12 protein-coding genes are annotated in these 12,704 nt (G+C 61.4%); 3 read left to right on the top strand and 9 right to left on the bottom strand.

What is annotated here, in order from left to right; translation table 11 throughout:
* Nucleotides 1-5 precede the first annotated feature (5 nt).
* The 9 genes from P3C39_RS01610 to P3C39_RS01570 form a co-directional block, all read right to left on the bottom strand.
* On the bottom strand, nucleotides 6-809 hold the full coding sequence (locus P3C39_RS01610; protein WP_275952513.1) for an ABC transporter ATP-binding protein: 804 nt from the start codon (nucleotides 807-809) through the stop codon (nucleotides 6-8).
* A gap of 13 nt (nucleotides 810-822) precedes the next feature.
* Nucleotides 823-1,689: an ABC transporter permease gene (locus tag P3C39_RS01605; protein ID WP_275952512.1), complete on the bottom strand. Its 867-nt coding sequence runs from the start codon at nucleotides 1,687-1,689 to the stop codon at nucleotides 823-825.
* Nucleotides 1,690-1,837: 148 nt separating this feature from the next.
* Nucleotides 1,838-2,827 (bottom strand): ABC transporter substrate-binding protein, encoded by a 990-nt coding sequence (locus tag P3C39_RS01600; RefSeq protein ID WP_013530444.1) that lies wholly within the window; start codon nucleotides 2,825-2,827, stop codon nucleotides 1,838-1,840.
* A 502-nt stretch (nucleotides 2,828-3,329) separates the two neighbouring features.
* Nucleotides 3,330-4,151 carry a carbohydrate ABC transporter permease gene (locus tag P3C39_RS01595; protein ID WP_275952511.1) on the bottom strand — a complete coding sequence of 274 codons (822 nt, stop codon included), beginning with the start codon at nucleotides 4,149-4,151 and terminating at the stop codon, nucleotides 3,330-3,332.
* Between the two features lie 2 nt (nucleotides 4,152-4,153).
* Nucleotides 4,154-5,020 carry a sugar ABC transporter permease gene (locus tag P3C39_RS01590; protein WP_275952510.1) on the bottom strand — a complete coding sequence of 289 codons (867 nt, stop codon included), beginning with the start codon at nucleotides 5,018-5,020 and terminating at the stop codon, nucleotides 4,154-4,156.
* Between the two features lie 55 nt (nucleotides 5,021-5,075).
* Nucleotides 5,076-6,371, bottom strand: a complete 1,296-nt coding sequence (locus tag P3C39_RS01585; RefSeq protein WP_224674950.1) for a sugar ABC transporter substrate-binding protein — start codon at nucleotides 6,369-6,371, stop codon at nucleotides 5,076-5,078.
* A gap of 80 nt (nucleotides 6,372-6,451) precedes the next feature.
* Complete coding sequence (locus tag P3C39_RS01580) at nucleotides 6,452-7,984, bottom strand: putative N-acetylmannosamine-6-phosphate 2-epimerase (protein WP_275952509.1); 1,533 nt, start codon at nucleotides 7,982-7,984, stop codon at nucleotides 6,452-6,454.
* Between the two features lie 68 nt (nucleotides 7,985-8,052).
* The gene (locus P3C39_RS01575; RefSeq protein WP_275952508.1) at nucleotides 8,053-8,802 is read right to left on the bottom strand and encodes a GntR family transcriptional regulator; all 750 of its coding nucleotides are present in this window, start codon (nucleotides 8,800-8,802) and stop codon (nucleotides 8,053-8,055) included.
* A gap of 130 nt (nucleotides 8,803-8,932) precedes the next feature.
* Nucleotides 8,933-9,718 carry an IclR family transcriptional regulator gene (locus tag P3C39_RS01570; RefSeq protein WP_275952507.1) on the bottom strand — a complete coding sequence of 262 codons (786 nt, stop codon included), beginning with the start codon at nucleotides 9,716-9,718 and terminating at the stop codon, nucleotides 8,933-8,935.
* Between the two features lie 95 nt (nucleotides 9,719-9,813).
* Here P3C39_RS01570 and P3C39_RS01565 point away from each other — a divergent pair, with 95 nt between their 5' ends.
* The 3 genes from P3C39_RS01565 to P3C39_RS01555 are packed head-to-tail and all read left to right on the top strand — an operon-like array spanning nucleotide 9,814 to nucleotide 12,653.
* The gene (locus P3C39_RS01565) at nucleotides 9,814-10,917 is read left to right on the top strand and encodes a succinylglutamate desuccinylase/aspartoacylase family protein (protein WP_224620669.1); all 1,104 of its coding nucleotides are present in this window, start codon (nucleotides 9,814-9,816) and stop codon (nucleotides 10,915-10,917) included.
* Nucleotides 10,907-11,239 carry a pyridoxal-phosphate dependent enzyme gene (locus P3C39_RS01560; RefSeq protein WP_224674946.1) on the top strand — a complete coding sequence of 111 codons (333 nt, stop codon included), beginning with the start codon at nucleotides 10,907-10,909 and terminating at the stop codon, nucleotides 11,237-11,239. The genes P3C39_RS01565 and P3C39_RS01560 overlap by 11 nt, the downstream gene beginning before the upstream one ends.
* The gene (locus P3C39_RS01555) at nucleotides 11,232-12,653 is read left to right on the top strand and encodes an aldehyde dehydrogenase family protein (RefSeq protein ID WP_346016434.1); all 1,422 of its coding nucleotides are present in this window, start codon (nucleotides 11,232-11,234) and stop codon (nucleotides 12,651-12,653) included. Before P3C39_RS01560 ends, P3C39_RS01555 begins: the two co-directional genes overlap by 8 nt.
* Nucleotides 12,654-12,704: the final 51 nt, after the last annotated feature.

Raw genomic sequence — 12,704 nt, 5'->3', positions numbered from 1 at the left:
ATGCATTAGTGCTCGTCGTCTTCGTCGTTCTTCAGGAGCTCGAGGATCTCCCGCTTCATGGCGATGAAGTTCGGCTCCATGACCAGATCCATGCTGCGTGGACGCGGGAGGCCCACGCGGATTTCCTTCTTGATCTGACCGGGCCGGCCGGACATGACGAGCACCCTGTCCGCCAGCAGGATCGCTTCGTCGATGTCATGGGTAACGAACAGGACCGTCTTCTTGGAATGATCCCAGATCCTCAGCAGAAGCTTCTGCATGCTGTGACGGGTTTGGCTGTCGAGCGCTCCAAAAGGCTCATCCATCAGCAGCACGTCCGGATCATTGGCGAGCGCGCGCGCAATCGCAACGCGCTGCTTCATGCCGCCCGACAGCTGAGACGGGTAATGGTTGGCGAACTTTGCCAGACCGACCTCGTGGAGAAAATGCTCGACAATGACCCTGCGCTCGGCCGGCGCAATGCCCTTTCGCTTCGGGCCATATTCGACGTTCTGCGCCACCGTAAGCCAGGGAAACAGCGTATATGCCTGAAACACCATGCCGCGATCCGGGCCCGGCTCGGTAACAGGCTTGCCGCCGACTACGATCATGCCGCCGGTGCGCTCCTCGAGACCGGCGACGAGATAAAGCAGGCTCGACTTGCCGCAGCCCGATGGGCCGACGATCACACAGAATTCGTTGGGCACGACGTGAAAGGAAATGCCATCCAGCGCCAGCACCGCATTGTCACCCTTGCCGTAGCGCAGGACCACATTGTCGATGCCTATTTCGGAACTCTTTGGTTTCGTCGTAAGATTCAGGGCGTCCATGTGTGCGTGTTCCTCAATTGGCCCAGGGAGCGACGAGGCGGCGGATGCCCCGGAACAATTGGTCGGTGCAAAGACCAAGGATGCCGATCATGGCGATGGCCATGAAGATCACGTCGACCTGAAAGCCGCGCATGGCTTTGAGCGAGATGTAGCCAAGTCCGCTGCGGGCGGCGACGAGTTCGGCCACGACGAGATAGGTCCAGGCCCAGCCCATGGTGACGCGCAGCACATCCAGCACGCTCGGAAGCGTGGCTGGAAAGACGATGTGGAAGACCGTGTCGCCTGGTTTCGTGCCGAGCGTATAGGCTGCGTTGACGAGGTCGCGCTGGACGCTGCGAGCGCTGTCGGCGATCATGACGAGCTGCTGGAAGAAGACGCCGAAGACGATGACGGCAACGCGCTGCTCGATGCCGATGCCGATCCACAGGATGAAAAGCGGCACGAAGGACGTCACCGGCAGATAGCGTATGAAATTGACCAACGGTTCGAGAACGGCCTGGACGATGCGATAGGTGCCCATCGTCAATCCAAGCGGCACCGCAACGATGCTCGAAAGGACGAAGCCGATCAACACCACCTGGACGCTGGCGAAAACATGCTCCCACAACGACCCGTCAAGCGCCATGCTGATGGTGGTGGACAACACGGATTCGGGGCGAGGCAGGAACATTTCCTTGACCGCTCCGGAATAGGTCAGCGCGAACCAGCCGCCGATGACGGCGATCCAGACCATGAAGCCGAGCGTAATGGAGAGAGAGCGCGGCACAGCCCGAAACGGTGTGGCGATGACTTTCAGGACGGATCGACCGGCCTGATCTTCTTCAACTCTCGCGGTCACGCCATTGCTGACCAGAGAGCTCGTGTTCGGTGCTAGTGTCACGGGATACCCTTTTGGGCCGCTTGGACCGGAGGCGCGAGGTCCGCCTCCGGTTCAGCCAAATCACTTTGCAACGTCAAATTACTTCGCAGGCCAAGCTACTTTGCAAGGCCAAGCTACTTCCAAGGCCAAGCTACTTTCCAAGGCCAAGCTACTTCCCAAGGAAGGACGTATCGACGAGGTCGTCATACTTGACGTCCATTTTGAGCTTGCCGAAGCCGCCCCAGATATCGCCGCCCAGCTTGATCAGCTTGCCGGCTTCGCCAGTCTCGCCACCGGCGAAGAATTCGGCATTGCGCTGCTTACCGTAGAAGTTCACGCCAGCGGCCGAGGAAGCGAAGTCCTTCGGATCCTTCAGCCAGCCACCGACGCCTTTGGCCATCACCTCATACGCCTTCTCAGGATTCTCCTTGATGAACTCGTTGGCCTTGTAGAGGCCCTTCACCAGCGCCTCGACATCTCCGGGGTTCTTCGTGATGTAGTCGCAGTTGAGCGCCACCACATCGACGATCAAGCCGGGTGTCTTGGAGGAGTCGATCAGCACCTGTCCCTTGTTTTCCTTCTTGGCCAGCGTCAGATGCGGTTCCCAGGTGACGGCAACGGGAATGCGGTCGGCCATGAAGGCGGCGGCGGCATCGTCTGCCGTCATGTTGGTGATCTTCACATCGGCCTGGGTGAGACCGGCCTGCTTGAGCAGGATATTGAACCAGAACTGCGACACTGAACCCTCGTTCAGCGCTACGTCCATGCCTTTGAGGTCGGCGATGCTCTTGACCCCGCTGGGCGCGAGCACGCCATCGCCGCCATGGCTGTCATCCAGCGCATAGACCGACTTGAAGCAAACATCCTTCGAACGATACTTCATGATCTCGTCGACGGTCGAGGCGCTGCCGTCGAGCTCGCCGGCGGCAACAGCCGCCATATACAGCGATGCTTCCTCGATGATTTCAAGCGAGACATCGAGCCCACCTTCCTTGAAGTAGCCCATGTCACGGGCAAGGAAGAGCGGTCCGTACCCCACCCAGGTCGTCATGCCCAGTTTCAAGCTGCCAGCTTCGGCGTGGAGGCTCACCGATATGGCGCTGAGCGCAATGCCGGCCACCAGCGCGGCCCGGCGAAACTTCGAGATTATTGTCGTCATCACGTTCCCCTGTTTTTCTGAAGTCGGGCGTTATCCCGGCCCGAACGAAACCCGCTCCGGAGGCATCGCCGAAGCCTGTCGCCTGACATTCTTTTCTTGTTTTCTTTCAGCCGATGGCGGAGCAAAGCACGTTGGGTGCGCTGCACAAATTATGATTTTCAGTAGTTCGGCTTAGGCTGGACCTAACCAGACTGCGTTGCGTCTGCGCCATCGCGATTTCGCCATCAGCAAGCTGCACCATTTCTTCCTTCCTCGGCCAGCCCGAGGCCACACCATTTTACGCGCCATCTATTGGCCGGGGCTGAGAGAGGGGGAACTGGAGCCGAGCTATTGTGGGCTACGGCCTAACGAACGGGTTGCAGTTCGGCGATTTCGACATTCTGGCAGATCCGTCCGGACGGCTGATCCGTCTTTTCGGAATCGAGTCACCTGGCCTGACAAGTGCGCTGGCGCTGTCGGATTGGGTTGTCCAATTTGTCGGAAAGACGAACTTCTTCTTGCTTTAGCCCTTGACCGCCCCAGCGGTCATGGATCCCGATATCTGCCGATACATCACAAGACCCAGCAGTGCCGGCGGCAAGGCGCCCAGCATCATGACGGCGGAAGCGGTTCCCCATTTTACGCCACCGCCGCTCGCGGCGAAGAAGAAGGATGCGCCGACCGTCATCGGCACGGCACGACTGGTTGTCAGCATGAGGCCGAAGAGGAATTCGTTCCAGGCGGTGATGAAGCCGAAGATGAAGGTTGTGACGAGCGCCGGTCGGATGACGGGCCGGACGATCATCATCATCACCTGCAAGGAACGTGCGCCATCGACTTTCGCCGCCTCGTCGAGTTCGACTGGTACATCTGAAATCGCGTTTACCAGGATGACGAGTGCAAGCGGCGCGTTGACGATGGTCAGGATGAGCCCGAGCCCGATCCGCGTATCGAGCAGGCCCAGCCACTGGTACATCATGTAAAGCGGGATCGCGAAGATGATCAGCGGCACGGCGCGAAGATTGATGACGATCGGCAGGACCAAGCGCTTTCCCGCCTCGCTGCGCGCGATCGCATAGGCAGCCGGGAACGCGAGCACGATCGCAAGGCCGGTTCCGATCAGCGCCGCCACGGTGCTGTTCAGCAGATAGGCATAGATGTTGAAGCGGCTGGTCTGCGTCAGGACCTCCAGATAGTTGTCGAGCGTCGGCTGGCTGATCCACAAACCGGGGTTCGTCGAAAGCTCGCGCTGGCTTTTGAGCGATGTGATCAGCGTCACGATAATGGGGAAATTCATCGCCAGCACGGCGATGGCAAAAACGATCCAGCGCAGTGCCCCGGCCATCGTCAACGCTTCCTGCGGCCGGCAAGCCGGTTAAGGCAGTGGAGAACGATGAACGACGCCATGAACAGGACAACCGAGGCGGCGACCGCCTTGCCAATAGCCCCTTCCTTGAAGAAGGCTTGGTAGATGTAGATCGACAAGGACGTCGTTGAACCTCCTGCACCACTGCCGGTCAATGCATAGACATTGTCGAACACTCGGAAACCGTCGATGAAACGGATGAAAAACGCGATGACCAGCGTCGGCTTCATCAATGGCAGGTCGATCCACCGGACGATCTCAAACGGTGATGCGCCATCGAGCGAGGAGGCTTCGCGCACGTCGAGCGGTATGGCCGAATAGGCCATGTAGAAGAGCAGGAAGGCGAAAGGCGTCCATTGCAGCGTCTCCACGACGACAAGGGTGCGGAAGGCATTGTTGATGTCGAGGAAGGCCGGGCTGTCACCGAACCATTCGAAGAGATAGTAGGGGACGGGGCCCGCAAATTCATGCAGCACCAGCCGGTACATGAGACCGACCATGGCCGGCGCGACCATCAGCGGCAGCATCAACGGCGCCATCAGGACTGGTCGCTTGCTCAGAAGCGGTGCCAGGAAGATGGCAAGGAAAAGACCGATCAGACATTCCGCTGATGCGGTAAGAATACCGAAGCGCAGAGAGAACCAGGCCGAGCTCCAGAATTCGCGGTCGTTCAACACCGCGACATAGTTGCTGAAACCGCTCAACACCGGACTGCGCAGCGTCTCGAATGTGACGGTCGAAATGGAATAGATCAGATTGACGATCGCCGGAAAGCCGAGGAACAGCAGCAGGAAGCCGACCAGCGGCGTCAGATACATCCTGCCTTCGGCACGTGTCACAAGGGCCATCTCGATCCGCCAAACGCGCCGGACACCGAGCTCGACCCGGCGTCCGGCAAATGGTTCATTTCTTGAGAAGGTCCTGCATGCCCGCCTTGGTGTGGGCGAGCGCATCCTCGAGGCTCTGCTGGCCGGACCAGTAGCCGGTAAACTCCTTTGCCTGCAGCTCATAGACCGGGAGCGCACTCGCGGACGTCGCTCCGGTCATGACATAGCCGTACTTGCTGGCGAATTCGCCGAGCTTGACGAGATCGGGACGTTCCTTCGCAACCTTGGCGACGACATCGGGAGACAATGCCGGCGAACCGCCGCTGCGCGCATAGAGCAAGGCCGCATCCTCGGTGGCGAGCCACTTCAGGAACTTGACGGCGCCTTCCTTGTTCTTGGCGTTCTTGTTGAGGCCCAAACCAAGGCCGTGGATATGATCGGCGCGTCCGTCGGGACCTGCCGGCGGCGCGACAATCCCGGTCACCTCGGCGACCGCCGGAGATTTTTCGGTGCTGGTCAGATCCGCCGCCGCGGCATTCCACTGCAGTGCTGTCGCGGCCTGACCGGATGCGAAGGCCGCGTTGGTTTCCGCATATTCGTAGCTCAGCGAATCCTTGGGCGATGACCCGGCATCATAGAGTTTCTTGTAGAGCTCGAGGCCGGTCTTGTAGGCATCGGAATCCACCGTGACATTGCGGTTCTTGTCCATCCAGTCGCCGCCGTAGGAGCGCGGCAGGGACTGGAAGACCATCATGTTGAACAGCAGGTTCTTCATCTGCAGGACCGTGCCGTAACGCACCGGGCTGTCGGGGTTCACCTGCTTGGTGAAATAGAGGGCGGTGGCCGCCCAGTCGTCCCAGGTCCAGCTGTCCGGGTCCTTCGGCTGCAGCGGCTTGCCGAGATATTTCTGGGCGATTTCACCATAGGTCTTCTTGGCGGCGTCATCCCTGCTCAAGGCGTCGACGAGATCCTTGCGGTAGTACATGAAGTGCAGCGAAAGGTCGGTCGGCACGCCGTATTGCTTGCCGTCGAACTGCATCGTCTTGAGAACGGATTCGCCGAAAACCTTGGCCGCATCCGCGCCAAGATCGACCGGCTCCATATAGGGCGCGTAGCGACCGAGCGAGTAGGTGGCGACGAGGTTCACGTCGAAGGCGTTGGATCCGGCCGCCATGTCGGCCTGCAGCTTGTCGTAAAAGCCTTCGCGGTTGAAGAACAGCAGCTCCACCTTGTCGGCATCGCTTGCCTGCTTGTTGTAGGTTTCCACGGTTGCCCGCAGTGCGGTTTCCTCGGACCCGCCAGGCCAGCCGAGCACGGTCACGGTTGCATTGGCAAAGGTCGGCAAAGCTGTCCCCGCGAGGAGGGTGGCCATAAGCGCAAAAGACGTCCTGCTCAATTTCATGATCGTTCCCTTCTTTTTTGATGATTTTTGCATGGCATGACCGGCCGCCGCTACCTTGCCCATTCGGCAAGATCGGCAACACCGATGACGCCGGCGTGGCCCGCGAGCTTCGCCGCAACGAGATTGGAGGAAAGGCGCGGTGGAACCTCGCCCAGATGCGCGCGCACCCGGTCGAGATAGCCATCGGCAAGACCGATGCTGCCGCCGATGACGATCGATTTCGGATCGAACATCATCTGAATGTCCCGGCACAGCGTCGCGACCCGCGAGGCGCTCCGCGAGACGATGGCGTCGGCCCAGGCCTCGCCCTTCAGCGCAAGCCCGAACACATCGGCGGCATCGGCCTTGAAGCCGGCCTTGAGGGCCTGCGAAGCGATCCAGCGGCCGGAGGTGCTGTCTTCGAGCGGGGCCTGGTCTGCAGACAAACCACGGATCAGACCGAAGTGACCGGCAAGACCGGACAGCAATCGGCCGTTGCAAACGATGCCGCCGCCAATTCCGGTCGAGATGGTCAGAAAGACGATGTCGCGACCTTGCCCGGCGCCGAATTTGTGTTCGCCCCAGGCGGCTGCCTGGGCATCGTTGAACGCACAGACGGGCTTGCCGAAAACAGCGGATGCCCTTTCGACCAGCGGGTAGCCGTCGGGAATGCCAAGCGTCGCCGGATTCAACGCCGACCAGCGTCCATCGTGCACCAGTCCCGTCACCGCAATGCCGATACGACTGAAGCGGCTCGACCAGGCCGACGTGCTTTGCGCAAGGGATGCCAGCCAGGCGTCGGGTCCAGCCTCTCGCGCCGTCGGCACGATCATGTCCTCGATCACCTTGCCGCCGCTGACCAGCGCGGCCATGGTCTTGGTTCCGCCGATGTCGATGCCCAGCACGGTTGGGCCAAGCACGGTTTGCGTGCCTCTTGCCGCATAGGCCTCGGAAATCGCCTGGTGGAACCACGAGGTGACGTGCTCGGTACGGGTGATCGCCGATCCGACAACCACGGCACAGGCGCCGGCGCGCGCGGCGGCGGCCGCCTGCTCCGGCGACCGGATACGCCCTTCGGCGATGACGTAGGGGGTCAGGGTTCGCATTTGAGCGATGAGGGCGATGTCCGGATCCTCCGGCTCCGGCCCGCCGACATAGCCGGAAAGCGTCGTGCCGACGAAATCGACACCCGCGGCAAGGGCCCGGCGCGCATCGTCAAGGCAAGAGCAATCGGCCATGGTCAGCTTGTTCCTGGCCTTGACGGCTTTCACAAGCGCTTCGACAGGAACGGGACGGACACGGTCCGTCGCATCGAAAGCGATGATATCGGCGCCCGCCTCGGCCAGCGCCTCGACATCGGCCAGATAGGGCGTGATGCGCACGGGGCTGTCGATGAGATCGCGCTTGACGATACCGATGATCGGCACGCGGACTGCCAGGCGGGCGGCCGCGACATAAGGCACGGATTCGATGCGCAGGGCCTTGGCTCCGGCTTCAAGAGCGGCCCTGGCAAAGCCCGTAACGAATTGCGCACTGTCCATCGGGCCGCCGGGAACCGGCTGGCAGGACACGATGAGACAGTTGGCGATGTCTTCCCGCTGCACGTCGGCACTCCCTTGTCGCCATCACGATAAATGGAAAATACCAGATTACAACCAGTTCATGACTGGTATTATCTTTGCAGCTCGAAGACGAAGTCGTAGACGTCTCCCTTGTAGCGTGTCTCGCAGTATTCCACGATCTGTCCGTCGGCGAGAAAGCAGCGGCGCTCGGTCATCAGCAGCGGTGCGCCCGCCTCGCAATGAAGGTGTCTTGCATCCTCCAGCGACGCGCCGCGCGAGCGCATGCGCTGGATTGCCCTCTGAGGCAGGAAGCCGCGTGCATCTAGCGCTTCATAGAGGGAATCCTGAACCATCTCGGGCGAAGGAAGGAAGCGAACCGGCACGGCCGAGACCTCGACGGCGATCGGCGCGCCATCGGCCGTCCGCACACGGCGCATGCGGATTACATTGGTGTTTGCGGCAATACCAAGAGCCATCATTTCGGCTGGCGATGGACGGCTTATCTGCTTGGAAAGCCATAGACATCCAGGCCTCAGGCCGCGCGCCAGAATATCCTCCGAAAAGCTCGTCAGCGTCGAAAGCGATTTTTCGACCCGCGACCCGATCTCGGTTTTGGAACCATGCCGGCGATTGAGCTGCCCTTCCTCTTCTAGCAACGCCAGAGCTTTTCTCACAGTGACACGCGAGATCGACAGGGCTTCCGCCAGAACCCGCTCGCCCGGCAGAACCGCGCCGGCCTTCAACGCATTGGAGCGGATCGCTGCCTCGATCGCCGATTTCAACCGTCTGTAAAGCGGCACATCGGAGGCTGTCGCTTCCATCTCCCGACTGACAAGCCCGATCAGGTTCACGGTTGTCATTGCTCTTCCTCCCGCGCGAGAAGCACCCAGGATCAAAACATTCCTGACTGGACCCATACTGGTATTATCAATCCGGTGCAAACGTCCCGCGGGCGGTGCCTCGTCCGCGCCGTCAGCGCACCACGACCCCTCAGCGAACCTTCGGTGACAGCTTCATGGAGACGCGATCGCAGGCAGCACGCAGGACCTCCAGAGTAAAGGCATGGCGGCTTTCGCGCGTATGGCGATTGATATAGGCGACGATAATGGAGGCGACGGCGCTGCCGTCCGGTCCGATGACCGGACAGCAGATATCGGTGATGCCCACGAAATCACGGCTCTCGCGCATCCAGTAACCGTCCGCGCGGATGGTACGAAGCTGCTTTTCCAGCGCCTCTCGATCCAGCGGCGACGGCGAATGTGCCGCACATTCGTCGATCATCCGCGTCGCGACCTTTGGCGGCTGGAAGGCAAGGATCACATGGCCGGAGGTCGCGTCGGTGGCCAGGCGGCCGTAGCCGAGGCGCAGCGTGAACGCCATGTCCTCGCCGCCGGGAACGGCCGCGGTCACGACGGTCAAGCCATGATTGAAGACGACCAGGTGCGGCGACTGATTTGAGTCCCCGGCAATCCGCGTCAGCTCGGGCATTGCGGCGGACATGAGGTCCTGAGCGCTCGGCGTGTGCAGCCCCAGCTTGAAAAGCTTGTCGGTCAACGAATAGGCGTCGGTCTCGGCGTTGCGCTCGATATATTGACGCTCCTGGAGCGCGATCAGCATCCGGAAAATCTCATTCTTCGAACGACCGAGGCCTTCCGCGATCTCCTTCATCGTCAAGGGCGCCCGCGCCTCCGCCAGCAGCTCCAGGACATCCAGACCCTTCGTCAGCGCCGGGGCCGAATAGGTCGGTTTGCCACTCTCTTTTGCGTCATCTGCCATTCGAAGAATCCCCGGTGGTCCACGCACGATAGAGACAAGAAATCGGAATTGCCATTGGTTTTATATCCAAACTTGACACCATATATAAAACTGACATGATGACGGGGACAATGAATTTCGAGGCCGAGCCGATGACCGTACAGAGACCAGCAAACACTGTCCGCGCGACCATCACGCCCCGGAACAACAGTGTTTACACGTCGGTCGATTTCGATCGCGAGGGCAAGCAGATCGGCTTCTTCCATGTGCCCCAATCGCCGCACGACGATGCCTGGGGCACGGTCCGCGTTCCGCTGGCCGTCATCAAGAACGGAGACGGTCCGACGGTCCTGATCGAGGGTGGCAACCACGGCGACGAATATGAGGGGCCGATCGCGCTCGGCGAGCTTCTGCGCGAGATCGATCCACGGGATATTGCCGGTCGCATCATCGCGATTCCGGCCATCAACATTCGGGCCGTCGAGGCCGGCACCCGCACCTCCCCGGTCGACGGGTTGAATTTCAACCGCAGTTTTCCGGGCGATTTCAACGGCACGCTGACAAGCCAGATAGCGGCCTATGTGCATGACATCCTGTTTCCGAAGGCCGACTACTTCCTGGATCTCCACTCCGGCGGTTCGTCCCTGATGATCCTGCCGAGCGCGATCATCGAGCCCTCCCCGACCGCGCAGGGGCATCGCAAGAACATCAAGGCGACGCTCGCCTTCGGGGCGCCGACCGTTGTCATGGTCGACAATCTCGGTGAAACCCGGACCTCGACCGCGTCCGCCAATCACCAGGGGCTGATCGTCATCGGCAGCGAGATGGCCGGCGGCGGCCTTGTCAGTCCGGATGCGTTGGCCATCTGCCGCAGGGGCATCCGCAATGTGCTGAAACATGCAGGCGTCCTGAAGGGCGCGCCTGACATTGCCCCTGGCGCCAACGCACGCGTGCTCAAGGTGCCCGGAAGCGAAGGCTATCTGCTTTCCGAGGAGGACGGTGTCTTCGAACCCTTGAGCCCGCTCGGCAGTGCCGTCAGCAAAGGCGACCTTGCCGGACGCATTCACTTCCTCCACACGCCGTCGCGCGCGCCCATCGATCTCCTTCACCCCATCGACGGCATCGTTTTCGCCAAGCGTCAACCCGGCCGCGTGCGCCCGGGGAATTGCTGTTTCGTGCTGGCCAACGAATATCCGGAGGCACTGACCGATGAGCCATGAAGACATCATGGCGGCTGCCCGGCGCATTGCCCCCTTCATACGGCGCACCCCGGTCGTCAAGCTCGACCATGCCACGGGCGCGAACCTCCAAAATGATGTCTATTTGAAACTCGAATGCCTCCAGGTGAGCGGCTCCTTCAAGATCCGGGGCGCCACGAACCGGGTGAAAACGCTCGAGCCGGGCCGGATCGAAAACGGACTGGTCGCCGCATCCGGCGGCAATCACGGCCTGGCCACCGCCTATGTGGCTGCCCGGGCCGGCGCTCCCGCCACCATCTACCTGCCGAACAATGCAAGCCCGCTGAAGGCGCGCCCTGATTGATGAAATTCTCGATGATGCTGACCTGTTTTTCCAGGCTGCCCTCGGCGCGGGCGAGCATCTCGGCTATCTCTCCCTTTCCACCCGCGCCGATGTCGGTCGCGCGGTGAAAGCCGCCGAAGGCGCACGCGAGACCATGCGCAAGATGGGAACCTTCGCACGCGCTCAATTGTGCATGCGCATCGCCGACGCGATCGACAGGCGCGCCGAAGAGCTTGCCCACCTGCTCTGCCTGGAACAGGGTAAGCCCTTCCACAGCGAGGCAAAGGCCGAAGCATCGGCGGCAGCTCTCGGTTTCCGCAATGCGGCAGAGCAGATGAAGTGGCTGGAGACGGCGGCGTTTCCCCTGGCCGATGCCAACAAGCGCGCCTTCAGCTTCCTGCAGCCGAAGGGCATCTTTGCCATCATCACGCCGTGGAATTTCCCGCTCGCCCTGCCCTGCCTCTACTATCTCGGACCGGCCGTCGCAACGGGCAACACCGTTGTCTGGGTGCCGGCGCCGACGACATCGCTGATTGCCACGGCACTTGTCGAATGCTTCATCGAGGCGGGCTTGCCGGACGGCGCCATCAATCTCGTTCTGGGAGATGGTGCGGAGGTGGGCGACGAGGCCGTCGTTCATCCGGGCACCCATGCCATCGGCTTCACCGGCAGTTCCGCCACCGGCGCGTTGATCGCCCGGCGTGGCGCGGGCAAGCCGCTTCTGCTCGAAATGGGCGGCAACGGTCCGACCATCGTGCTAGCCGATGCCGATATCGACATGGCCGCCGCCCAGGTGGGGGCCGGCTGCTTTGCCAATGCCGGGCAGATCTGCACGGCCACCGAACGTGTGCTGGTGCATAAATCCATCCATGACCAGTTTATCGAAGGTCTGGTGAAAGCGGCCGCGAAGGTGAAAATGGGCGACCCTTTCGATCCCGCGACGACGATGGGGCCGATCAACAATGCGGTCGCCGTCGACAAGGTGCTCAGCCACATTGCGGACGCCCGCGCTCGTGGCGCCGAGATCGTCACCGGCGGCAATGTGGCGTCGGGTTTTGCTACCAATCTCTATTTCGAGCCGTCGATCGTCACAGGACTGACCCGGGAAAGCCTGCTCAACGTCGAGGAATCCTTCGGGCCGGTTGCACCCGTCCTGACCTTCGAGACCGACGAGGAGGCGATGGAACTTGCGGCGTCCAGCCCCTACGGCCTGTCGGCCGCGGTCTTCACCAGCACCATCAAGAACGCCTTTGCCTTTGCTGAAAGCCTGAGGGTCGGTATCGTCAACATCAACGAGATGAGCTGCTATTGGGAGCCGCATATTCCTGCCGGCGGCGCCGCCGGGACGCAGAGCGGCCTCGGCCGCACCGGGGGTCGGCACACGCTGATGGAAATGTGCGACCTGAAGACGATTACCGTGGACGTCACTCGCTGACATTCAAGGCCCGCGCCTTTTGCGCGGGCCTCCCGTGCGACCGTATGCCGT

It is taken from the genome of Mesorhizobium sp. XAP4 (assembly GCF_029269325.1).
In the GTDB taxonomy this organism is placed as follows: domain Bacteria; phylum Pseudomonadota; class Alphaproteobacteria; order Rhizobiales; family Rhizobiaceae; genus Mesorhizobium; species Mesorhizobium ciceri.
Note: the sequence above shows the minus strand (reverse complement) of the source record. Positions and strands in the feature narration are given on the sequence as shown.